General features: G+C 67.5%; 23 protein-coding genes. 8 read left to right on the forward strand and 15 right to left on the reverse strand.

Translation table 11 applies throughout. The features are described 5' to 3' along the window. Nucleotides 1–89 precede the first annotated feature (89 nt). Genes ORI27_RS28305 through ORI27_RS28330 form a run of 6 tightly spaced genes read left to right on the forward strand, consistent with a single transcriptional unit; the run spans nt 90 to nt 3,706 of the window. On the forward strand, nt 90–398 hold the full coding sequence (locus ORI27_RS28305) for a DUF3263 domain-containing protein (RefSeq protein ID WP_266000454.1): 309 nt from the start codon (nt 90–92) through the stop codon (nt 396–398). A 40-nt stretch (nt 399–438) separates the two neighbouring features. Continuing rightward, the gene (locus tag ORI27_RS28310; RefSeq protein WP_266000455.1) at nt 439–900 is read left to right on the forward strand and encodes a LytR C-terminal domain-containing protein; all 462 of its coding nucleotides are present in this window, start codon (nt 439–441) and stop codon (nt 898–900) included. Nucleotides 901–910: 10 nt separating this feature from the next. Further along, on the forward strand, nt 911–1,561 hold the full coding sequence (locus ORI27_RS28315; RefSeq protein ID WP_266000456.1) for a superoxide dismutase family protein: 651 nt from the start codon (nt 911–913) through the stop codon (nt 1,559–1,561). Beyond that, complete coding sequence (locus ORI27_RS28320; RefSeq protein WP_266000457.1) at nt 1,542–2,690, forward strand: glutamate--cysteine ligase; 1,149 nt, start codon at nt 1,542–1,544, stop codon at nt 2,688–2,690. Before ORI27_RS28315 ends, ORI27_RS28320 begins: the two co-directional genes overlap by 20 nt. Before the next feature lie 39 nt (nt 2,691–2,729). After that, nucleotides 2,730–3,065: a hypothetical protein gene (locus tag ORI27_RS28325; protein ID WP_266000459.1), complete on the forward strand. Its 336-nt coding sequence runs from the start codon at nt 2,730–2,732 to the stop codon at nt 3,063–3,065. A 2-nt stretch (nt 3,066–3,067) separates the two neighbouring features. Continuing rightward, nucleotides 3,068–3,706 carry an LON peptidase substrate-binding domain-containing protein gene (locus tag ORI27_RS28330; RefSeq protein WP_266000461.1) on the forward strand — a complete coding sequence of 213 codons (639 nt, stop codon included), beginning with the start codon at nt 3,068–3,070 and terminating at the stop codon, nt 3,704–3,706. 77 nt (nt 3,707–3,783) lie between these two features. Here the strand turns inward: ORI27_RS28330 and ORI27_RS28335 are convergent, their stop codons facing one another. From ORI27_RS28335 to ORI27_RS28370, 8 genes are all read right to left on the reverse strand, one after another. Further along, nucleotides 3,784–6,489, reverse strand: a complete 2,706-nt coding sequence (locus tag ORI27_RS28335; protein WP_407666455.1) for a cation-transporting P-type ATPase — start codon at nt 6,487–6,489, stop codon at nt 3,784–3,786. 85 nt (nt 6,490–6,574) lie between these two features. Next, nucleotides 6,575–6,925: a monovalent cation/H(+) antiporter subunit G gene (gene mnhG / locus ORI27_RS28340; protein WP_266000463.1), complete on the reverse strand. Its 351-nt coding sequence runs from the start codon at nt 6,923–6,925 to the stop codon at nt 6,575–6,577. Next, nucleotides 6,922–7,206, reverse strand: coding sequence for a monovalent cation/H+ antiporter complex subunit F (locus ORI27_RS28345; RefSeq protein ID WP_266000464.1), 285 nt, complete (start codon nt 7,204–7,206; stop codon nt 6,922–6,924). Before ORI27_RS28345 ends, mnhG begins: the two co-directional genes overlap by 4 nt. Before the next feature lie 88 nt (nt 7,207–7,294). Further along, nucleotides 7,295–7,837 carry a Na+/H+ antiporter subunit E gene (locus tag ORI27_RS28350; protein ID WP_266000465.1) on the reverse strand — a complete coding sequence of 181 codons (543 nt, stop codon included), beginning with the start codon at nt 7,835–7,837 and terminating at the stop codon, nt 7,295–7,297. Then, on the reverse strand, nt 7,834–9,435 hold the full coding sequence (locus tag ORI27_RS28355) for a Na+/H+ antiporter subunit D (RefSeq protein WP_266000466.1): 1,602 nt from the start codon (nt 9,433–9,435) through the stop codon (nt 7,834–7,836). Before ORI27_RS28355 ends, ORI27_RS28350 begins: the two co-directional genes overlap by 4 nt. Then, nucleotides 9,432–9,902 (reverse strand): Na(+)/H(+) antiporter subunit C, encoded by a 471-nt coding sequence (locus ORI27_RS28360; protein WP_266000467.1) that lies wholly within the window; start codon nt 9,900–9,902, stop codon nt 9,432–9,434. Before ORI27_RS28360 ends, ORI27_RS28355 begins: the two co-directional genes overlap by 4 nt. Beyond that, nucleotides 9,899–12,799 carry a Na+/H+ antiporter subunit A gene (locus tag ORI27_RS28365; protein WP_266000468.1) on the reverse strand — a complete coding sequence of 967 codons (2,901 nt, stop codon included), beginning with the start codon at nt 12,797–12,799 and terminating at the stop codon, nt 9,899–9,901. The genes ORI27_RS28360 and ORI27_RS28365 overlap by 4 nt, the downstream gene beginning before the upstream one ends. 174 nt (nt 12,800–12,973) lie before the next feature. Continuing rightward, nucleotides 12,974–13,438: a DUF1707 domain-containing protein gene (locus ORI27_RS28370; RefSeq protein WP_266000470.1), complete on the reverse strand. Its 465-nt coding sequence runs from the start codon at nt 13,436–13,438 to the stop codon at nt 12,974–12,976. Between the two features lie 58 nt (nt 13,439–13,496). Here ORI27_RS28370 and ORI27_RS28375 point away from each other — a divergent pair, with 58 nt between their 5' ends. Next, the gene (locus ORI27_RS28375) at nt 13,497–13,949 is read left to right on the forward strand and encodes an SRPBCC family protein (RefSeq protein ID WP_266000471.1); all 453 of its coding nucleotides are present in this window, start codon (nt 13,497–13,499) and stop codon (nt 13,947–13,949) included. Here the strand turns inward: ORI27_RS28375 and ORI27_RS28380 are convergent. Genes ORI27_RS28380 through ORI27_RS28400 form a run of 5 tightly spaced genes read right to left on the reverse strand, consistent with a single transcriptional unit; the run spans nt 13,946 to nt 19,872 of the window. Next, nucleotides 13,946–16,123 (reverse strand): AAA family ATPase, encoded by a 2,178-nt coding sequence (locus ORI27_RS28380; RefSeq protein ID WP_266000472.1) that lies wholly within the window; start codon nt 16,121–16,123, stop codon nt 13,946–13,948. The genes ORI27_RS28375 and ORI27_RS28380 overlap by 4 nt on opposite strands. A 3-nt stretch (nt 16,124–16,126) precedes the next feature. Next, nucleotides 16,127–16,978: a CDP-diacylglycerol--serine O-phosphatidyltransferase gene (pssA, locus tag ORI27_RS28385; protein WP_266000474.1), complete on the reverse strand. Its 852-nt coding sequence runs from the start codon at nt 16,976–16,978 to the stop codon at nt 16,127–16,129. Next, the gene (locus ORI27_RS28390; RefSeq protein WP_266000475.1) at nt 16,975–17,688 is read right to left on the reverse strand and encodes a phosphatidylserine decarboxylase; all 714 of its coding nucleotides are present in this window, start codon (nt 17,686–17,688) and stop codon (nt 16,975–16,977) included. The genes pssA and ORI27_RS28390 overlap by 4 nt, the downstream gene beginning before the upstream one ends. 37 nt (nt 17,689–17,725) lie before the next feature. Beyond that, the gene (gene moeA, locus ORI27_RS28395; RefSeq protein ID WP_266000477.1) at nt 17,726–18,949 is read right to left on the reverse strand and encodes a molybdopterin molybdotransferase MoeA; all 1,224 of its coding nucleotides are present in this window, start codon (nt 18,947–18,949) and stop codon (nt 17,726–17,728) included. Continuing rightward, a complete protein-coding gene (locus ORI27_RS28400) occupies nt 18,949–19,872 on the reverse strand; it encodes an SDR family NAD(P)-dependent oxidoreductase (RefSeq protein WP_266000478.1) in 924 nt (307 codons plus the stop codon). Before ORI27_RS28400 ends, moeA begins: the two co-directional genes overlap by 1 nt. 58 nt (nt 19,873–19,930) lie before the next feature. Between ORI27_RS28400 and ORI27_RS28405 the strand changes: the two genes are divergently transcribed. Then, on the forward strand, nt 19,931–20,746 hold the full coding sequence (locus ORI27_RS28405) for an HAD-IIA family hydrolase (RefSeq protein WP_266000479.1): 816 nt from the start codon (nt 19,931–19,933) through the stop codon (nt 20,744–20,746). A 2-nt stretch (nt 20,747–20,748) separates the two neighbouring features. On the opposite strand, the gene ORI27_RS28410 is transcribed toward ORI27_RS28405, so the two are convergent. Continuing rightward, on the reverse strand, nt 20,749–22,053 hold the full coding sequence (locus ORI27_RS28410) for an urea transporter (RefSeq protein ID WP_266000480.1): 1,305 nt from the start codon (nt 22,051–22,053) through the stop codon (nt 20,749–20,751). Between the two features lie 32 nt (nt 22,054–22,085). Continuing rightward, nucleotides 22,086–22,757 (reverse strand): cysteine hydrolase family protein, encoded by a 672-nt coding sequence (locus tag ORI27_RS28415; protein ID WP_266000482.1) that lies wholly within the window; start codon nt 22,755–22,757, stop codon nt 22,086–22,088. Nucleotides 22,758–23,183 lie beyond the last annotated feature (426 nt).

A 23,183-nucleotide genomic window follows, 5' to 3' on the forward strand; every position in this document is an offset into this window, starting at 1 on the left:
CTGCCGTCCCAACCGGCTCAACCGTGATTGAATGAGCGCCGAGTACAGGGATCTCATCTTCGGATCATCGGAAGGGTCTACAGATCGAAATGGACGGCGCCATGGCACGGGCCGAGCGGTCCAATGACGACGCTGACCTGCCCGATGGGTTGACCCGCCGCGAATACGACATCCTGGCCTTCGAGCGGCAGTGGTGGAAATACGCCGGTGCGAAGGAAGAGGCCATCAAAGAGCTGTTTTCCATGTCGGCCACCCGCTACTACCAGGTACTGAACGCCCTCGTCGACCGCCCGGAGGCGCTTGCCGCCGATCCGATGCTGGTCAAGCGGCTGCGACGGCTGCGGGCGAGCCGGCAGAAGGCCCGTGCGGCCCGCCGGCTCGGCTTCGAGATCCCCTGATTTTTCGGGTTGACCACCATCCCTGGCTACAGTGGGCGCGATGAACGACCGCGTTCCTGACTCCGCCGGGCTGCCGCTGCGGGCCATGGTGATGGTGCTGCTGTTCCTGGGCGTGATTTTCCTGCTGGTCGGCTTCCAAGCCATGGGATCGGGCAACGACAGCAGCAGCGACGACACCTCGGTACGCACCGTCACCACCACCACGACAAAGACGTCGGTCGTGCCGACGCCCAAGGCCGACGTGCGGGTTTACAACGTCGGCGGAGACGAAGGCGCCGCCGGCCGCGTCGGTGACCGGCTGCGCGAGGCGGGCTGGAATGTCACCGAGACCAGCAACCTCGAGGTGCCGCCGCTGCCAGAGACGACGGTGTACTACGGCACCACCGACGGGGAGCAGGCCTCCGCCGAAGAGGTGGCCAAGGTGCTCAGCGCACCGGTGGCACCGAGAATTCCGGAAATTGCCGAGCAGCCACCGGGCGTCATCGTTCTGGTGACCGGATAGGCTTCGGCACATGGTCAAGTCCGTGAGCCCGTTGAGAACTGCCGCCGCCGTCCTGTTCGTTGCTCCCGTCGCGCTGCTGAGCGCGTGTAGCCCCAACGAACCGATCGCAACACAGCCTGGCACCACGCCGCCGATCTGGACCGGCTCGCCGGACCCGTCGCCCGAGGCCGAAGCCGCCAGGCATGGCACGCAGGACGATCAGGTCACCGAGGTGACGAAGACCCTGAACGCGGTCATCACCGGCCCCGACGGCGCCCAGCTCGCGGCCGCCACCATCGACTTCGCCGAGAAGTTCGCCACCGTGACGGTGCAGACCACTGGCAGTGGCCAGCTCTCGCCTGGCCTGCACAACCTGGGGGTGACCTCGGTCGGCAAGTGCGAACCCAACTCGGTGGGTCCGGCCGGCGGAAGCCCCGGTGACTTCCTGTCCGCCGGCGCTCCGATCCAGAGCGGCGCGCTGGTGCCGCTGCAGGTGCGCGGTGACGGCACCGGAATGTTGGTAACCACCACCGACGCGTTGAACGAAGAGCAGCTGGTCGATGGCGACAAGGCGGCCATCGTCATCTACGACAAGTCCGACACCTTCGCAGCCGACCAGACCACTGCGGCCACCGGCGACGCCGGCAAGCGGGTGGCGTGCGGTGTCATCGGTACCGGCTAAGCCGACAGCGGGCAAAGCCGGCCGCATCGACTTCGCCGGATCACCGAGGCCGACGCTCGGTGTCGAATGGGAGTTCGCCCTGATCGACGCGGGCACCCGGGACTTGAGCAACGAGGCGGCCGCGGTGATCGCCGACGTTGGCGAAAGCCCGCATGTGCACAAGGAATTGCTGCGCAACACCGTCGAAGTCGTCACCGGGATCTGTGACACCGTCGACGAAGCGATGGTCGACTTGCGCTCGACCCTGCGCGGCGCACGCGAGATCGTCCGCGAGCGCGGGATGGAGTTGTTCTGCGCCGGCACCCATCCCTTCGCGTCCTGGTCGGCGCAGAAGCTGACCGACGCACCGCGCTACGCCGAGCTGATCAAGCGCACCCAGTGGTGGGGACGGCAGATGCTGATCTGGGGTGTGCATGTGCACGTCGGGGTGTCCTCGGCCCACAAGGTGATGCCGATCATCTCCTCCCTGCTCAACCAGTATCCGCACCTGCTGGCGCTCTCGGCGTCCTCGCCGTTCTGGGCCGGCGAGGACACCGGCTACGCCAGCAACCGGGCGATGATGTTCCAGCAGCTGCCGACCGCGGGCCTACCGTTTCAGTTCCAGACCTGGCGGCAGTTCGAGCGGTTCGTGCACGACCAGAAGAAGACGGGCATCATCGATCACATCAACGAGATACGTTGGGATATCCGACCCTCACCGCATCTGGGCACTGTCGAGGTGCGGGTGTTCGACGGGGTATCCAATCTGCGTGAGCTGTCGGCGCTGGTGGCGTTGACGCATTGCCTGGTGGTCGATCTCGACCGACGGCTGGATGCCGGCGAGCAGTTGCCGGTGATGCCGCCCTGGCATGTACAGGAGAACAAGTGGCGTGCGGCTCGCTACGGTCTGGACGCGATCATCATCCTCGATGCCGACAGCAACGAACGGCTGGTGACCGAAGATCTCGACGACCTGCTGACCAGATTGCAGCCGGTAGCCGAATCTCTGCATTGTGCAGATGAATTGGCCGCTGTCGCCGATATTCCGCGGCGCGGCGCGTCGTACCAACGCCAGCACCGGGTGGCCGAGGAGAGCGGCGGCGACCTGCGTGCGGTGGTCGATTCGCTGGTCGGGGAGCTGGATATCTGAGCCGCGCCGGGGGAGCGGCGCAATGGAAGGAGGCACCCCATGAGGGTTCGTCGACTGGGACTGGCGGTGTTGGCCGCCGTGGTCGTCACCGCCGGTGGCGGGTGTGCCAAGGCGATCACCGGCACACCGGTGGCGACACCGGGTGAAGCGGGCAAGGGCATGGTGCCGGCGGATCTGACCACCACGACCTGCCGTGAGTATCTGACCATGGACGTCGTCACGCGGCGCGAGGTGATCAAGGCCATCGGCGAGAGCGGCAACCAGCTGGTCGCGATGAACCCGGAACTGTGGGCCGGAGTCGCCGGTGCGCTGTGCGGATTCGTCGACCCCAGTGCGCCGGTGAAGGACGTCGTGTTGGGGCAGGGCATCCGCTAGCCATGGCCGCCCAACCGATGTTCCCACTGCAGTCGGCGCTGTTGCCGGGGGAGTTGTTGCCGTTGCGAATCTTTGAGCCGCGCTACTCGCAGCTGGTTCAGGATTGCCTGGCGATGACAGACCCGGCGTTCGGCGTCGTGCTGATCACCCGTGGCCGGGAAGTCGGCGGCGGGGACGCCCGCAGCGATGTCGGCGCGCTGGCGCGCATCACCGAGCACGCCGACCATGGGATGGGCCGTTACCAACTGAAAACAGTTGTCGGTGAACGCATCCGGATCCGGGAATGGCTGAGTGACGACCCGTACCCGCGCGCACTCATCGAGCCCTGGCCCGACGAGTCGGGACCGCCGGTGACACCCGAACGAATCGGTGACCTGATCGACAAGATCCTGGCGCTGTTCGAGCGGATCGTGTCCTCGCGCGGCGCGCAACTGCGACCCGATGCCCTCGCGGTTGAGCCCGAGGTGGCCGAGGATCCGTCGCGGCACATCTACGAACTGGCCGCGCGGGTCCCGATGGGCCAGGCCGACCGGTACGCGGTGCTGGCCGCTCCGACGCTGGCCGAGCGGGTCGACGTGCTGATCGATGCGATCGAAACCGTCACCGCGATGGTCGAATTCCAGATCGCCTCCGACGAATAGCCGGCATGTCCTATCGAGTCTGCGCACAGCGCCTGCATCTTCGGCGTGTCGTGGCTCTGGGCACAGAATCGATGTCGTCAGCGCGCAGTGGTCCGAGGCCGGCGCAGGCGCTTGTCGACGGCGACGATGACGCTCGTGGCGACGGCGACGGCGAGGATCCGTAGCCAGGCCGGCGCGTCGATGGGTGCGGTGCCGAACATGGTGTTCATGGCGGGCAGATAGGTGATGGCGAGCTGACCGACGGCCTGTGTCGCTACGCCCAGAATGATCCAGCGGTTGCTGAAGATTCCGATCCGCCAGGCCGAACAGGACATCGACCGGCAGCTGAACAGGTAGAACACCTCGATCACGACGAAAAGGTTGAGGGCTACGGTCCGGGCTTCGGCGAGGCTGGCTCCGCGACTGAGTTCCCATTCGAACAACCACCAGGTACTGGCGACCATCACCGTCGATACCAGCAGGATCCGCATCACCAGACCACGGGTCAACAATGGCTGCCGGGGATCGCGCGGCGGGCGGGCCATGATGCCGGCTTCTTTGGCTTCGAAAGCGAGCATGAGGCCGAGCGCCACCGCCGTGGTCATGTTGATCCACAGAATCTGGGTGGGCAAGATCGGCAGCGCGGTGCCGAACGCGATGGCGGCCAGGATCACCAGACCTTCACCGATGTTGGTGGGCAGGGTCCAGGTGATGAACTTGGTGAGGTTGTCGAATACCCCTCGGCCTTCCTCGACGGCGGCCTCGATCGTGGCGAAATCGTCGTCGGTCAGCACCATGTCAGCGGCGTCCTTAGCGACTTCGGTGCCGCCGAGGCCCATCGCGACCCCGATGTTGGCCTGCCGCAACGCCGGCGCGTCGTTGACGCCGTCGCCGGTCATCGCCACCACATGCCCTCTGGCCTGGAGCGCCTCCACCAGCCGCAGCTTCTGCTCGGGTGAGACCCTGGCGAACACGGTGGCTCCGTCCACCGACTCACCGAAGTCCTCGGAGTCCAGTTCTGCCAGGTCCGCCCCAGTGAGCACAGCGCCGGGGCGGCGATCTTCGTCATCGAGCAGTCCGACCTTGGTGGCGACCGAAGACGCCGTGGCGGCGTGATCGCCGGTGATCATCTTGACGGTGATACCCGCGGTGTGGCACGCGCTGACCGCGGAGGCCGCGACCGCACGCGGCGGATCGAGCATGGCCTGCAACCCGGTGAGCGTCAGCGAGCCCGGCAGCGCTTGTTCCCCGAAGTCGTCGGGGCCGCTGGCGGCGCGCACCGCGGTGGCCAGCACCCGCAGACCACGCGAGCTGAGCGTTTCGGCGGCTCGCGATACTTCGGAGCGGTCCAGTGGCCCAGCGGTGCCGTCCGCGCTCATCTGGTTGTCGCAGAGTTGCAGGACACGCTCAACGGCGCCCTTGGCGAGTATGACGTGGTCGTCGCCGGCATCGCGGTGGAGGGTGGCCATGTACTGGCGTTCGGAGTTGAACGGGATGACATCGAGCCGGGGCAGCGCGGTGGTGAGCTCGTCGCGGTCCAGACCGGCCTTGGCCGCGACCGCCAACATCGCACCTTCGGTGGGATCACCGACGACGTCCCACCGCCCGCCATCCTCGATCAGGGCGGCATCGTTGCAGCAAGCTCCGGCCAACAACGACCAGCGGAATGCCCGGTCGGAGTCCACCTCGATCGGGGTCTCGCCAGCGTCGAGAAAGGAACCCTGCGGGGCGTAGCCGGTTCCGGTCACCTCGACGTGACCGGTGGGTGTCCAGATCGCTTGTACGGTCATCTGGTTCTCGGTGAGGGTGCCGGTCTTGTCGGTGCAGATGACCGTCGTGCTGCCCAGGGTCTCCACCGCCGGCAGGCGTCGGATGACGGCGCGGCGCTTGGCCATTCGCGCGACACCGATGGCCAGAGTGATTGTCACGGCCGCGGGCAGTCCCTCGGGTATCGCTCCGACCGCGAGTGCGATCGCCGCGGTGAACGTCTCGACCGCGCCCTGATGTCGTAGCAGGCCGACACCGAAGGTCAGCGCGGCCAGAGCCAAGATGCCGACGGTCAGGATCCTGCTGAACCGGGCGAGGTCGGCGGTCAACGGCGTGGTGAGATCGTCGGCCGCACCGACGAGCCGATGAATTTGACCGACCTCGGTCTCGGCTCCGGTCGTGACGACCACCCCGGCGCCGCCCCCGGCCGCCACCAGGGTGCCGGAATAAGCCATGTTGTGCCGGTCGGCGACCGGTGCGGCGTCTGGTACGACGAACTCGTCCTTGTGGACCGGTGCCGACTCGCCGGTCAACGCTGATTCGTTGACCCGCAACTCGGTCGCCCGCAGTACCCGAAGGTCAGCGGGTACCTTGTCACCGGCGTCCAGGAGGACCAGGTCGCCCGGCACAAGGCAGTCGGATGCCACGGTGTGCTCGTGGCCGCCGCGGATGACTTTTGCATCGGTCTGAACCATGGATCGCAGGCTCGCCAGCGCGGACTCTGCCTTCGATTCCTGGATGAACCCCACCATGGCGTTGATCGCCACGACACCGAAAATGACTGAAGAATCGATGAATTCGCCGATCCCAGCGGTGATGGCCCCGGCGACCAGCAACACGTAGATGAGCGGATGGTGGAATTGCCGGAGCACCCGGACGAACAACCCTGCTCCGGCCGGCGGCGGCAATGTGTTGGGCCCGAACGTGATCAGTCGTTCGGCCGCCTCCGCGTCGGACAAACCGCGGTGCGGATCGGTCTGCAGCAGCAGGACCACCTCGTGTTCGGCAAGGCCGTGGTGTGCGGTGGGCCCTGACAGTGTCAAAGACACGATCTCCTAACTTCGTTCGGGGAGGCTGTCTCCACAGTGTCGGAGGTGCGCTCGGAACGGTCAGGGTCGAAAGTCATCCACCGGCGGGACCTGCGCCCTGTTTGTCGTCGCGCATCTCGTCGGCGGTCAGCTCCTCGCCGCCTGCCTGCTCTCGGTATGCCAGCTGTGCTACCCGGTGCGCCACCACCGGCGCCGTGATGAGGGTGAACATCGCGGTCAGCACCAGCATGCCGACGTCGATGTTGCCGCTGAGCCGGACCGTCGCACCGCCGAGGACCAACAACAGGCCCAACACCTGCGGTTTGGTTGCGGCGTGCATCCGGGTCAGGGTGTCGGGGAAGCGCAGCACGCCGATCGCCGCGGTCAATGCCAGCGCCGAGCCGCTCAGCACCAGCACACCGGCCACCTGATCGCGGACGCTCATGCATCGGTCTTTCGTGCGGACGACTTGACGTCGGGCACCCGGAACCGGGCCACACTGACCGAGCCGACGAAGCTGATCAACGCCAGGGCCGCCAGGCTGTAGGTCACGGTGGTGTCCAGGCTGACCGCCGCCCAGGTGCCGACACCGCACATCGTCACCGCCACCAGCGTGTCGACGGCGACCAGCCGGTCCAGGGTGCTGGGCCCCCTCAGCAATCGGACCATCGTCACGGTGGCCGCCGCGACCAGCATCACGCCCGACAACACCCACATGATCGTCATGAGCGCTCCCCGGCGGGCGAATGTCGGGTTGTTGCGGTGTGCAGGTGCAGGTCCTGGCAACAACTCGACATAGCGCGATGCGTTCCCGTCATGACTGGACCTCCTCGGATTCGCTTGCCGCGGGACGCCATTCGGAATCACGTTCGAACGCGGCGATTAGTAGCCGCTCCAACTGGGCCATCTGCCGGTAGAACCTCTCCACCGAGCGCTGTGAACCGACGTCCAGCACGTGGACGTAGACCAGCCGCCGGGCCTGGTCGATCTCCAGGACGATCGTGCCGGGGGTGAGGTTCATGATGTTGACGGCCAGCGCCAGCACCAGATCGGACTTGAGCGCGAGGTGCCCCCGCAGCACCGCCGACAGCGGTGACCGGCCCGGCCGGATGGCCAGCCACGCCAGCTGTAGCGAGGACTGGGTCAGCCACCACGCCACGTGTAGTGCCAGCCAGGCCAGCGACAGCGGATGCAACCGGCCCTGCACCGGAACCGAGGGCAGCGGTAGCAGCAGGGTGATCCCGAGCGCCACCACCAAACCGGAGATCACATTGGCCACCGACACGCTGCCCCACAGCAGCAGCCACACCAGGATCAGCCATACCAGCGTCCAGATCCGCAGCGCCGATGTCCTCATGGCTGACCCCTCAGCACCGCGGTGATGTACTGGCCGCGGTCGAGCACCTCGGCGGCGGCGCGGTCGGTATAGCCGATGATCGGCCCGGCCGCCACGGTGAGTGTGACCCCGACGGCGATCAAACCCATTGTCGGAGCCAGCATCCCAACCGGCATCCGGCCGACATCGTCGCGGTCGTCGAAGGCGATGTCCTGTGAGTAGTCGTCGAGCAGCACCGACGGTGCGGAGTCGGCTAGGTCACCCTCGGGCGCGTCGACCCTGGCCCGCCAGAACGCCTTGGTCCACACCCGGGTCACCACGTACAGCGTCAGCAGGCTGGTCATCACCGATCCGGCGACCAGCAGCCAGGCCAGCACCGAACCGCTGGCGGTGCCCGCCTCCAGCAGTGCCACCTTCCCGATGAAGCCCGAGAACGGCGGAATGCCACCGAGATTCAACGCCGGAACCACGAACACGAAGGCCAGCAGCGGGCTGGCGGCGGCAAGCCCCCCAAGGCGGCGCAGTGTCGACGCGCCGGCCTGTCGTTCGATCAGGCCGACGACGAGGAAGAGGGTGGTCTGCACGATGATGTGATGGGCGACGTAGTAGATCGCCCCCGACATGCCGAGCCGGCTCGACAGCGCGATGCCGAACACCATGTAGCCGATGTGGCTGATGAGGGTGAACGACAACAGTCGTTTGATGTCGTTCTGCGCGATCGCACCCAGGATGCCGACCAGCATGGTCAACAGCGCCGCGATGAGCAGCACATTGTCCAGCCGGCCGGCCGGGAACAGCAGCGTGTGCGCCCGGATGATCGCGTAGACACCGACCTTGGTCAGCAGGCCGGCGAACACGGCGGTCACCGGGGCCGGTGCCGTCGGGTAGGAGTCCGGCAGCCACGCCGACAGCGGGAAGACGGCGGCCTTGATACCGAAGGCCACCAGCAGTACCGCGAAGATCGCGCCGCGGGTGCCGACGCTGATGTCCTGCAGCCGCAGTGACAGCTCGGCCATGTTCAGTGTCCCGGTGGCCGCATAGACCAGGGCGATGCCGATCAGAAAGATCAGCGACGACACCATCGAGACCATCACGTAGGAGATGCCCGCCCGGACCCGCTCCTTGCTCGCCCCGATGGTCAGCAGCACGAAGCTCGCCGTCAGCAGCACTTCGAAACCGACGTACAGGTTGAACAGGTCACCGGCCAGGAAGGCCAGGCACACCCCCGCGGACAGCACCAGATAGGTCGGCAGGAAGATGGACACCGGCTGATGCTCGTCCCCGTCGCGGATACCCTGCCCGATCGCGTAGAACACCACCGCCAGCAGCACAATCGAAGACACCACCAGCATCAGCGCCGAAAGCCGGTCGGCCACCAGCGTGATGCCCAGCGGCCCCAGTCCTGCCTCGGTCGGACCCCAGCCACCGACGTGCAGCGCTTCGGTGCCGTCACGGTCGGTCAGGTAGACCAGCACCGCGCACACCACCAGTACCCCGGTCAGTGCCATCAGGGTGATCAGCCGCTGGAGGCGCGGCCTGCGGCCGGCGATCAACGTCAGCGCCGCCGCCACCAACGGGATCAGCACCGGCAGCGGCATCAGCACACCAGAGAGGCTCATCGCGACCCCTCGTGGCCGGGCAAGGCGTCGAGTTCGTCGGGCTCGTCGGTGTCGCGCGCGGCCACGTGTGCGGGCGCGTCCTCGTCGAGCGCGGACGCCTCGGAGTCGGACAGCTTCGACACGCGGGCGTCCTCGGGGTCGTTGCTGACTTCCTCCTCGGTGGTCAACCGGAACGACCGGTAGGTCAGGGCCAGCACGAACGCCGCGATCCCCATCGCGATCACGATCGCGGTCAGGATCATGCCCTGGGCCAGCGGGTCGGCCGTCGTCGTCTCCGAACCGCTGGTGCGCCCGCGGATGGGTGGGTTCCCGGTTTCGCCACCAACGGTCAGGATCAACAGGTTGACGGCATTGCCGACCAGCAGCAGACCCAGCAGCATCCGGGTGAGGTTGCGCGAAAGTAACAGGTAGACACCGCAACTGGTGAGCCCGCCGATGATAATGAGTGGAACCAGGTAGACGATCATGACGCCCCTGCCTTCGCCGGGGCGCGGCCGGTGGCGAGCTCCTCGTCGATGCGAGCGCCGAGGCTGCGCAGCACGTCGAGCACCAGGCCCAGCACGATCAGGTACACCCCGAAGTCGAAGAACAGGGCGGTCACGAACTTCACGTCGCCCAGCAGCGGGACGTGCAATTCGATCACCGCCGAGGACAGCGCCGGGGCACCCAGCAGCATCGAGGCCACTGCGGTGCCGCCCGAGAGCGCCAGGCCGGCGCCGAGGACCTTGCCCGCGTCGAGGGGTAGCGTCTCGCCGAGCTCATAGCGTCCGCCCGCCAGGTAGCGCAGCACCAGGGCCAGGCCGGCCGTCAGCCCGCCGGCGAAGCCGCCGCCGGGGGTGTTGTGACCGGTAAAGAAGAAATACGCCGACAGCACCATGATCAGCGGGAAGATCATCCGGGTGGCGACTTCGAGCACCAGGGAGCGATTGCGCGGGTCGCGCAGTTCGCTGCCGCGCAGCCAGGTGGTGTCCCCCACGGCGGGGCTGTAGGCCGTTGCCGACAGTGCTCCGATGTCGGGTTGTCCGGCATCGGCCACCCGCGGCGCCGCCCCGAACCGCCGGTGGCGGAACACCAGTGAGGCGACTCCGGTGGCAGCGGCCACCAGCACCGAGATCTCCCCGAGTGTGTCCCAGGCGCGGATGTCGACCAGCAGAACGTTGACGGTGTTGGCGCCGTGGCCGCGATAGTAGGCGGCATCCGGCAGCAGGTCGGCGATCGGGGTGCCGGTGCGCGCGGCCATGGCGAATACCGCCAGCGCGGTGACCGAGGCGCCGACGGCGAGCGCCAATGCCGCGCGGGGCAGCCGGTATCGCTTGATGCCGGCTTCGTCGGCTTCGGCGGGCAGGGTGCGCAGCACCAGCACGAAGATGACCAGTGTCAGGGTCTCCACCAGGAACTGGGTGAGTGCGAGATCGGGAGCGCCGTGGAAGGCGAAGATCGCCCCGCAGCCGTAGCCGGTGATACCGACCAGCAGCACCGCCGACAGCCGGTTGCGCATCACCGTGGCCGCTGCCGCGGACGCCAGGATGAGCACACCTACCACCGGCTGCACCAACGAATCCCAGAGCCGGAACTGCGGGTGATCGCGGGCGCCGAAGGCCAGCACCGCGACCGGGAACAGCACCAGTGTCGACAGGATGACCGATTGAGTGACCGGAATGGATCCGCGCTGGGTGATCGCGGTCAGCCGCACGGAAGCGACGTCGGCGCCGTGGATGACCGCGTCGTAGATCCGGTCGGCGTTGCCCAGCGGACGCCAGTTGCCGAGCCGGTGGCGGGCCAGGCGTTCGCGGCCGAAGAACGCGGCGATGCCGATCACCAGCACCAGGGCCGACAGCACCAGCGGCAGGCCGACGCCGTGCCACAGTGCCAGCTTGTAGTGTCCGTCGTCGGCCCCTGCGGTGGGCATGGTTGCGGCGTAGCCGTCCAACGCGGTGTCCAGGTACCGCGGCGCAACACCGAAGAAGAGTCCGGCCGCGGCCAGGATCGCCGGTGCCGCAAGGAACGTGGGCGGTGGCCGGTGCAGGTTGGCCACTAGGCTGGTGGGACCGCGGGAACCCTTGCGCGCGAACGCACCCCAGAGAAATCGCAGACTGTAGATGGTGGTGAACACCGAACCGGCCACCACTCCGGTCAGCACGACGGGAGCCCACGCGCCCAGTGATTCGCTGTGTGCGATGGCCTCGAAATCGGCCTCCTTGGCCACGAACCCCAGGAACGGCGGTAGGGCGGCCATGCTCGCCGTGGCCCCCGCGGCGATCACGAACAATGCGGGCATGCGGTGGCCCAGCCAGGCCAGCCGACGGATGTCCCGAGTGCCCGTCGAATGGTCGATGACGCCGACGACCATGAACAGCGTCGCCTTGAACAGTGCGTGCGCGCACAGCATGGCCAGCCCGGCCAGCATCAGATCGCGGCCGCCGCCACCGACCATGACGGTGATGAACCCCAGCTGGCTGACCGTGCCGAACGCGAGGATCAGCTTCAGGTCGTACTCCCGGACCGCGCGCCAGCCGGCCAGCAGCATGGTCGCCACGCCGAGGGTGATGACGGTGGGGCGCCAGCCCGGGGAGTCGGCGAAGCCCGGGGTGAGCCGAGCGATGAGGTAGACGCCGGCCTTGACCATCGCGGCGGCGTGCAGGTAGGCGCTGACCGGAGTCGGGGCGGCCATGGCGCCGGGCAGCCAGAAATGGAACGGCACGATGGCCGACTTGGACAGGGCGCCGACGAGCACCAGGACAACCCCGACGGCGACGGCGGTTCCGCCGGGCGGTGCGGCCACCAGTTCGGAGAGCAGGAAGGTGCCCGCGGTGTGGCCGAGGATGACGATGCCGACCAGCATCGCCAATCCGCCGGCGGTGGTGACCAGCAGGGCCTGTACGGCGGCCCGCCGGCTGGTGGCCCGCTCGGCATAGTGCCCGACCAGCAGGAACGACAACACGGTGGTCAGTTCCCAGAAGGTGTACAGCAGCAGCATGTTGTCGCTGACCACCAAGCCGAACATGGCTCCGGAGAACGCGACCAGTTCCGCGGCGAAACTCGGCAGCCGGTTCTCGGTGTGCCCGTCGCGGTGGTGGAAGTACTCCGCGCAATAGAACAGCACCAGCGCACCGATACCCAGCACCAGCACGCTCATGATGGCGGCCAGGGTGTCGAAGCGCAGCGCGATGTTCATCGACAGTTCCGGCACCCACGGGATGTCGACTCTTGCCGGCCGGTCGTCGCTGGGCCAGTTGAGCGCCACCCAGATCAGCGACGCGGCCGGTACGAGTGCCAGTGGGTAGAACGCCAGCCGTCCCCATCGGTACACGAGCGCCGGCGCCACGGCGGCGGCGATCGCATGCGCGATCAGGATCACGAGCATGGCACTCCGAATCTTAACGTCGTCGATCTTGGGGACGCGCCAGCGCGTCGGGGATCTACCGGTCGGTCGGGGTGTCAGCCAAAGGTTTTCTGCTGTGTTCTCGTCGCAGTCTACGGGGTTGACAGGAGAGCGGGTGTTGCGACCCGCGCCGAGCTGGCGTGGCCGTCGTCGGTTCTACCTGCGAATATGGCTGGGTGGCAGGAAGTTTCGGCAGCTGAACCCGGCGGTCGGGATGCCGGGGAAAAACACCGGAATCATATGCCCCAGCAACCCGATGGCGCCGCCGAGGATCGGCCAGATCGGCCAGAAGTACCCGGCTCCGCTGGTGAGGGCAATAGCCAGCCACACCGTGAGCACGATGACGACCATCGCCGCGTAGCCGAGCAGGTGAAATCGCACCGAAGCGCGGGCGGCGCGCTTGCGGGCGGCGATCCGTTGGGGGTCGGTGCGTCGCAGGTGTTCCACCGGAAGGTCGGCGACCACACGGCGCAGTGCATCGGCGGTCTCTGCGGTGAAGGCGGCTTGGACGCGGGTCTCGTACTCGGCGAGGTCCAGATAACCCTGTGCGAGGGCCTGGGACAGCATGTCGGCGGTGGCCTGGCGGTCGCGGTCGCCGACTCGGACGGTGGCGGTACTCATACCGTCCAACTCTGACATGTCACTAGTGGACTGTCAACGGATGCTGTTGAATTGTCGGATGGCCGAGCAGGACCGGATTGTCAGCGCCAGCAGGCGCATCGCCGCCCCGGCGGCAGCCATCTTCGAGCTGATCGCCGATCCCTCCCGCCAGCCCGACTGGGACGGCAACGACAACCTCGCCACGGCCGCGCCGGGTCAGCGGGTCCGCGGTGTGGGTGAGGTGTTCACGACGACGCTGACCCTCGGCGCCGACCGGGAGAATCACGTCGTGGAGTTCGACGAGGGCCGGCTGATCGCGTGGCGGCCATCCGAGCCGGGCGCGGCCCCGCCGGGGCACCTGTGGCGCTGGCGGCTCGAGCCCGTCGACGAGACCGCCACCGTCGTCACCCACACCTACGACTGGACGGACCTGTCCGATCCGAACCGGCTGGCGAGAGCGCAAGCCACCACCGCGGACAAACTGCAGGGGTCGATCGATCGGCTCGCCGCCCTCGCCGAAGCCGATCGCTAGCGTCCGGCCGCAAACGCCCGTAGCGACTCCACCTGGACCGTGTCGAGCGACGGGCGCACCGTCTCGCGGGCCTTGGCCACGTCGTCGGCGGTGACGTCGGCCGCATCGATCGAGCGGCGCATCGCCGTCAACGCGGCCTCGCGCAACAACGCCACACAGTCGGCCGCGCTGTAGCCGTCCAGTTCGCCGGCCAGCGCATCGAGATCGACCTCCGGGGACAGCGGTACCGATTTGCCTGCCGTGCGCAGGATTTCGCGGCGCGCGTCGGCGTCGGGCGGCTCGACGAACACCAGCTTCTCCAACCGGCCCGGGCGCAGTAACGCGGGGTCGATCAGGTCCGGACGATTGGTGGCGCCGAGCACTACGACATCGCGCAGCGGTTCGATGCCGTCGAGCTCGGTCAGCAGGGTCGCCACCACACGGTCGGTGACGCCGGAGTCGAAACTCTGCCCCCGTCGGGGCGCCAGTGCGTCGATCTCATCGAGGAATACCAGCGACGGAGCCGAATCCCTTGCCCGGCGGAATAATTCGCGAACGGCCTTCTCCGAGGAGCCGACCCACTTGTCCATCAGTTCGGCGCCCTTCACTGCGTGCACGGACAGGCGACCCGAACTGGCCAGCGCGCGCACCACGAATGTCTTCCCACATCCCGGTGGGCCGTAGAGCAGTACGCCTCTGGGGGGCTCGACGCCGAGCCGGGCGAAGGTGTCCGGATGCTGCAGCGGCCACAGCACCGCCTCGGTGAGCGCCTGCTTGACGTCGACCATGTCGCCGACATCGTCGAGGGTGACCGAGCCGACCGACACCTCCTCGGTAGCCGAGCGTGACAGCGGACGGATCACCGTCAGGGCGCCGGTGAAGTCCTCCTGGGTCAGGGCCGGCGCCCTACCGTCCTCGCTGGCCCGGGCCGCCGCCCGCAACGCCGCCTCCCGGACCAGTGCTGCCAGATCGGCTCGGACGAATCCTGGTGTGCGCTCGGCGATCTCGTCGAGTGCGAGACTGTCGGCGGGGACGTCGCGCAGCAGCACCTCCAAGAGCGCCTTGCGGGTGGCCCCGTCGGGCAGGCTCAGGCCCAGCTCACGGTCGCACAGATCGGGGGCGCGCAGCCGAGGGTCCAGCGCACCGGGCTGTTGGGAGGTGGCCACCAGCGCCACCCCGGGTGCCGCCACGGCCGTGCGAAGCTCGGCCAGGATGGACGCCGACACCGGTTCGGCCGGAGTGGGCAGCAGCGCGTCGATGTCGGTGATCAGCAGCACCCCACCGCCACCGGTGACGGTGGCGACCGCATCGGCGACGGCGCGGTGCCGATCCTGAGCCGCCAGCGCGCCGGTGTCGGGTCCGTCAAGCTCGACCAGTCGCCGCCCGGCGCACACCGCGCGCACCAGCGTGGCCTTTCCCACCCCGGCTGGGCCGGTCACCAGCACACCCAGATTCGGTTTGGCACCAAGCTTTTCCAGCAGTTGCGGCTCGTCGAGAGCCAGCTTGAGCCACTCGGTGAGCCGACCGGCCTGCACGTGCTGGCCCTTGAGGTCGTCGATGGACACCGGCGGAGCTTCCGGCCACACCATGGGTGGGCTGACGGCAGCGGTGCCTCCGGGTGTACCGGAGATCGGCGTCACGCCGTCACCCCAGGTGATCGACGAATTCGGTTGCACACTCACCGGTCCGGCCGGATCGGTGCCGGTGACGGTGAGTAACTCCGAGGTCCACGTGATCCCGACCGACGACGCCAGCGCGGAGCTGGCCTGTGTCGTCGACGTGCCGGGGCCCAGGTCGCGGGGCAGCAGCGACACCGTGTCGCCGACCGTCATCACCTTGCCCAGCAGGGCCTGCCGCAGCGTCGCCGACGATACCGACCGGGTGGCCAGGGTGGAGCCGCGGACGGTGACCGCGCGCGCGCCGTACACGGTGACGGGCGCGACCAGCACCGTGGTGTCTTCGCGCAGGCCGGCGTTGGACAGTGTGACGTCGTCCAGCAGCGCCGTGCCGGCCGGGGTGTCGGGCGGGGCCACTCCCGCGACGGCGGCAGTCGTGCGAGACCCAATGAGCGACACCGCGTCCCATTCACGGATGCCGAGGGCGGCGATCGCCTCGGGGTGCAGTCGGACCACACCGCGCCGGGAGTCCAGCGCCGAGGTGTTCAGCCGTGCCGTCAGCGCCAGGTTCGACGACATGTTCTACCCGCCCGGCCGGCGCAGGCCCAGCCTGGCCACCGACCGGCGATTGGGTTGCTTGGCGCGACGGATCGCCCGACGCGCGGCGCGCTGCTGGCGGGGCCGGTCGTTCCACGCCTCGGGATGCGCGGCGACCCAACGCTGGCTGCGGAACGCGAACGGGATGTGCACGACGTAGGCGGCGATGATCACGAGGATCACCAGATACGGGAAGACGAACGCGGCGGCCACGCCGATCGCCAGCAACGCCAGCAGCGGGGCGACCATGTTGGGCCGCACCGTGAAGGTGTGCACCTTACGCATCGGCAGTCGGCTGACCACCAACAGTGAGACACCGACCATCCAGATCGACACCGCCCACCATGAGGTCCACCAGCCGTCGCCCCACTGCATCTTGGCGGCCAGCGGGCCGATCGCGCCGATCGCTCCCGCCGGGGCGGGCATGCCGACGAAGTATTCCTTGGTGTAGGCGGGCAGATCGGCGTCGAGCAGGGCGTTGTAGCGCGCGAGCCGCAGTACGATGCACACCGCATAGAGCAGCACGACGACCCAGCCGATGCGGGTGTCGGCCAGCAGCAGGGCATAGACGATGAATGCCGGGGCCACACCGAAGTTGACCGCGTCGGCCAGCGAGTCGATCTCCTCGCCCATCCGGGAGGTGGCCTTGAGCACCCGGGCGATCCGCCCGTCGAGGGCGTCCAGGATCGCCGCGGCGGCCAGGAAGGCCATGGACTCGGTGGGCCGATTGTCCAAGGCGTACTTCACCGACGTCAGTCCCAGACAGATCGCCAGCACCGTCACGGCGCTGGGCAGCAGGCGCGTGCTGATGAGCGGGCGGGGGCGGGGTTTGATCACGGCAGTTGCGCCAAGACGGTCTCACCGGCGAGCGCCCGCTGGCCGGGCTCGACCAGGATATGCGAGCCGACGGGCAGGTAGGTGTCCAACCGCGAGCCGAATCGGATGAGCCCGTAGGTGTCCCCGATGGCGACCTTGTCGCCGGCGTGCAGATCGCAGACGATTCGTCGTGCGATCAGGCCGGCGATCTGTACGACCACCACTTCCCGTCCTTCCGGCGTGCGGATCAGCACGCTGTTGCGTTCATTGTCCTCGCTGGCCGCCGCCAGGTCGGCGGAATGGAATCGGCCCGGCCGGTGCTGCACGGCCAGCACCTCACCGCCGACCGGGAGTCGTTGTACGTGCGCATCCAGCAGGGACAGGAAGATGCTGATCCGCGGGCGCGGGCCGGCGGGCAATCCCAACTCGGCGGGTGGCTCGGCCTCTTCGACCAGGCAGATCAGTCCATCGGCGGGGGCCACTGCCACACCGGGGCGGCTCGGTGGTGTGCGGGCCGGGTGCCGGAAGAAGCCCGCATTGGCAACTGCGGCGGCCAGGCCTGCCCGGCGAACCCAGCGGTTCTTGCGGCCGACGGCCGCCACGGCCAAGCCGGCCGAGATGAACGGCAGGCCGGCGGGGTGAACGGGCGGGACGGAGGAACGCACCAGCGCGACCAGCCGCTGTGGGCCGGACTTCATGTTGTCTTCCGCGGTGTGGGGGCGTCTGGCCATCGGCGACGAGTCTAGCCTCGCAGGAGAACGGCCGGGCCTACGACAGGTCCCACAGTTGGACCTGCTCGCCAGCGGCCATCTCGGTGACGTCCTCGGCGATCTCCAGCAGGCAGTTCGCCGAGGCCAGCCACCGGAGGTGATGGGATGCCGGCGGCCCGTAGGTGGTCACGGTGCCCGCCGCCGCGTCGTAGACGCCGCGGCGGAATTGACGTTTTCCCGGTGGTGAGGTCAGGTCGTCGGCCAGCACCGCGGTCCGCCGCGGCCGGTGAGGGTGTGGAAGTCCCATCGCCGCGCGCAGCGCGGGCCGGACGAACACCTCGAAGGAGACCAGCGCGCTCACCGGGTTGCCGGGCAGCGTGATGATCGGACAGCCGTTGATGAGTCCCGCCCCCTGCGGCATACCCGGCTGCATGGCGACCTTCACGAACTCCACACCACCACTGGAGCCGCTGGGTCGGCGACCGTCGCCTCCGTCGAACGCGTCTTTGACCACCTCGTAGGCGCCGGCGCTGACTCCACCGGAGGTGATGATCAGGTCGGCCTGGCCGGCGTAGCCCTCGAGTACCGCGCTGAACTGGGCGACGTCATCGCTGGACGTCGGCGTGGCCACCACCTCGCCGCCGGCCTCGCGGACCGCGGCCGCCAGCATGATGGCATTGGATTCGTAGATCTGGCCGGGCTTGAGATCGGTGCCGGCCGACACCAGCTCGGTACCCGTCGACATCACCAGCACACGCTGGCGCGGCCGCACCGTCAGCGACCCCAAACCCAGTGCGGCAGCCAGACCCAGCGCCGCCGGGGTGACCACCTGGCCGGCTCGCAGCACCGTCGTCCCCGCGGTCACGTCCTCGCCGGCGCGGCGGATGTGTTGACCGGCCTTGGGAGCCGAGCGGATCTCCACGGTGTCGGTGCGCGCGTCGGTGGCTTCCACCGGGACCACCGCTGTCGCGCCCGCGGGCAGCGGCGCCCCGGTCATGATCCGGTGCGCGGTGCCCGGAGCCAGCGTCAACGCGTCGGTGCGTCCGGCCGGAATATCCTCGGCGACAGGCAGCTTCACCGGATTTTTGTCAGCCCCGGTGACGTCCTCGGCGCGCAGGGCGTAGCCGTCCATCGCGGAGTTGTCGAACACCGGCAGCGAGAGCGGCGCCGCGACGTCGTCAGCCAACACCAGCCCCTCGGCTTCGGTCAGTCCCACCGTCGCGGCCGTGCGCGCGGCGATCAGGTCGGCGACGACCCGCTGGTGTTCGGAGACTGTGCGCATCAGACCGGGAAGCTCACGCCGGTCAACTCCTCGGACACCGACCACAGCCGCTGCTGGATGTTCCGATCGTGGGACTGATTGCTGGAGTTCACCAGCTTCGGGTGGCCGCGCAGCTCGCGGAACCCGTCCGGCCCGTAGTACTGGCCACCGACCACCGCGGCATCGGTGGCGGCGCGCAGCGTTGGCAGCGCACCCAGCTCGGGGCTGTTGAACACCAGACTGCTGAGCAGCTTGACGCCGGGCAGAGAGGAGCCCGGGACGTGGCGGATCAGCTCGGTGTCCGAGATGCCTGGGTGCGCCGCGACGGCCATGGTCTTCGCATCGGCGGCGGCCAATCGGCGCTGCAACTCGTAGGCGAACATCAGGTTGGCCAGCTTGGACTGTCCATAGGAGCCGACACGTTCGTATCGGCGGCGTTCCCACTGCAGGTCGTCAAAGTCGATCTTGGCCCGGATGTTGTGAGCGATGCTGGCGACCACGACGACTCGCGATCCGTCGACGGGCAGGAGGTTGTCCAGCAGCAGCCCGGTGAGCGCGAAGTGGCCCAGATGGTTCGTGCCGAACTGCAGCTCGAAGCCGTCGGCGGTGGTCTGCTTCGGCGGGTACATCACTCCCGCGTTGTTGATCAGCAGGTCGATCCGCGGATAGGTGCTGCCCAACTCGGCGGCGGCCTCCCGCACCGATGCCAACGACCCCAGGTCCAGTTTGTGCACGGCGATGTCGGCGCCCGGTACTTTTGCCCTGATCTGCGCGGCCGCGGCATCACCTTTGGCGATGTCGCGGACCGCCATCGCCACTTTCGCCCCGCGTCCGGCCAGCACGCGCGCGGTGTCGAAGCCCAGCCCGGTGTTGGAGCCGGTGACGATCGCGATCCGTCCACGCTGATCCGGGACGTCTGCCTCGGTCCACATGTTCCTGCTCATGGCACGACGATACGTCGGCCCAACTTGCATCCAACCGGTGGCCGTTTACTGTCGCGGTATGGCTATCGGTGGGGTGCTGTTCGACATCGATGGCGTCTTGGTGACGTCATGGAAGCCAATCCCCGGCGCGGCCGAGGCGCTCACGGTCCTAGCCGACCACCAGGTCGCCCGCTCCTATCTGACCAACACCACCACCCGCACCCGCCAGCAGATCGCCGCGGCGCTGTCGCAGGCCGGTATCGAGGTGCGGCCCGACGAAGTGATCACCGCCGCCGCGCTGACCGCTGATTATGTGCGGGCCAACTACCCTGATGCGCGATGCTTTCTGGTCAACAATGGCCAGATCGCCGACGATATGCCTGGCATCGACATCGTCGATTCCCTGGTCTACGACGATGGAATCGATCCGGGCACCCCCGACGTCATCCTTCTCGGCGGCGCCGGCCCCGAATACAGCCATCGCACGCTGAGCCGGGTGTACGAATGGATGGCCCAGGGTGTGCCGGTGGTGGCCATGCACCGCAGCACGGCGTGGACCACCACCGAGGGGTTGCGGATCGACACCGGCATGTACCTCATCGGCATGGAGCAGACCTCCGGGCGCAGGGCCACCGCCGTGGGCAAGCCGGCGCCGGCGGGATTCGTGGCGTCGGCCGCGCGGCTCGGTGTCGACCCCGACGAGATGTACATGGTCGGCGACGATCTCAACAACGATGTGCTGGCCGCGCAGGTGGTCGGGATGACGGGTGTGCTGGTGCGTACCGGTAAGTTCCGTCAGGATACGCTGGACCGTTGGGCCGCAGACGAATTCGCGATGCAACCCAACCACGTCATCGATTCCGTCGCCGATCTGCCCGAGTTGCTCGGGCTGTAGGCTTACTGCTCGCTGACGAACCGTACCTGCTTTTCGTAGATCAGCAGCGCTATGCACCCTCCCGTGCTGCCCGGCGAATGGCGGGTGCCGGGCGGGTTCACCGTGAAGCTGCCGGCCGGGTAGGAGCCATTCTCGTCGAATTCATCGCCCTCGAGCACGAACACATGCTCGTAGCCGACGTGTTCGTGCTCGGGAACACGCGCGCCGGCCTCGTAGCGCAACAACACCGCCGACGGCCCGCCGTTGCCTTCGTTGTAGAGCCAATGCGCGGTCACGCCGGGCCGGAAGGGCTGCCAATCACCTGAGTTCCGAAGCGCTTTCGCCTGCGCGAGCAGGTTCGAAAACATGATGGGCTCGCCGGGAGTGGTGGGCATGCTGGCATTTCCTTTCGGGGATTCGTCGAACCACCGGCGCTCGACCCAGCCGAGAGCCAAGATGAGCCATGTGGTGAATACCAGTGGTGCGCAGACGGTTTGCAGTCCGATATCGGAGATCGCGGGCATCATGATGGTGGCGACCAGGGCGCCGAGGATGGCCAGCCGCAACTTGGCACCACACATCGCGTAGACGGCGACGGCCGTCAGGACACCGTTGAAGCCGTACAGACCGAGGTTGACGCTGGTCGGATCGACGTCGCGGTAGTAGTAGGACACCAGGGTGCCGATGACCGCCCCGAGCAGGGCGACCACCCCGTGTCGCCAGTTGCTCAGCAGCAGCCCGCACAACAAGAGGAGACCCGACCAGGCGCTCGTCGAGAAGAGGGCCTGGCCCAGGCTGTGCAGCACCGCACCAACGGGGTGAAACGTTGTGCCATGGAATGTTTCGAGCGGAATGCGCCGAAGAACGCTGAGATGCGGCGCCAGTGCGTATACGGTCCAGAAGACGATCAGGAACGGCAGCGTCAGGATCGGGAAGGGCAAGACCGCCACCAGTACTCGGACCAGGACGACGGTGACCGCGACGCACACGACGAGCGTCACCCACATTCCGATATCGGTCCACCCGGTGTGGAAGAAGCTGGGCAGGGACAGCGCGATCAGGCAGGGGTTCAGACCGGGCAGCCCGGTGGCCAGGACCGCCCCACGCTGGCCGAGCAGCATGCGCCCGGCTGGTGCCACGACGGCGGCCACCAACAGGTAGGCCGCGGCGATCGGCGATCCCACCAGGGCGGCGGCCACCACGAAAAGTCCGGTCAGTTCGTTGCTCTGAAAACAGAGTTGCGAGCAACCGCGGAGCACCAAGCGGTAGTACGGGACGTTCACGCCCGGTTCGACGGGCGGGAAAAGGTAGTCGACGGGTTGTCTCATCGGCAGCTCCACGTTCACTGCCGGCGGGCTTCTCACAGGGTGGCCAGGGCGTCCACGATCTGGTCCGACGTACATGTCCACCCGACGATGCCGCCCTGGGCGACCACCGCCTTCAGCGTCATGTCCTTGAATTCGGGGAAGTAGCTGTCGGTGCCGTCCTCGACGAGAACACAGTCGAAGCCGCGGTCATTGGCGCAACGCATGGTGGTCTGCACGCAGACCTCGGTGGTGACCCCGGTGATGAAGAGATGGGTGATCAGCCGGGTCGTCAGGTATTCGTAGAAGATGGTCCGATAGAAGGCGTCCTTGCCGGGCTTCGAGATGACCAGTTCGTGTTCGGCGGGCGCGTTCTGCGGGATGAAGTCCGATCCCTCCTCGCCGTCGATCAGGATCCGGCCCATCGGGCCCGGGTCGCCGATCTTGATGGCTGGGTTGCCGCGATTGCGCTTGGCGGTGGGAACGTCCGACAGGTCCGGCTTGTGACATTCCTTCGTGTGGATTATCGGCAGACCGGCCTTGCGGAAGGCCGCCTGCAGTTTGGCGATGACCGGGATGCACGGGGCGATGTTGTCGAGGTTGTTGCCCAGTGAGTCGGCGAATCCGCCGGGCAGGCAGAAATCGCGCTGCATGTCGATGCACACCAGTGCCACGTGGTCGATACCGAATTCGAACGGATATGGCTTCGCGTCGTTAATAGTTGGCATGTCAATCCTGCTTTCTCGGGATAAACGCCGGTCAGTCACGTCAATCTGCTGATCAATCGTGCCCCACTTCCCAGGCGGCGTCCAGAGATTCGTTGCCGAACGGCATGCGAATTCTGGTTCGCTCAGACTCTGATTCCCGAAGTTGTTGTATATCAACATATTTCCGTTGTTTGTCGTTGTTGACCAACAAGCGATCCGGGGGTTTGTCAGACGGTTTTACTCCGCGGAAGGGAGGTTATTTTGTTAGAGCAATTATTTACTTCAGGACATTGTTGAGATTGACCGGTTTATTTCGCCTCGGACCCGAGCAAATGCGGCTCTTCGCAGATGAGGGTGTAGCGGTGGTCGGCGCGTCGTTGCCGGGATAGGGGTCGAGGTCTTCCGAGGATGGAGGTTCCTACGCCAGCCATCCGAAAGACCTCGACG

This window comes from Mycobacterium pinniadriaticum, assembly GCF_026242045.1.
Lineage (GTDB): Bacteria > Actinomycetota > Actinomycetes > Mycobacteriales > Mycobacteriaceae > Mycobacterium > Mycobacterium pinniadriaticum.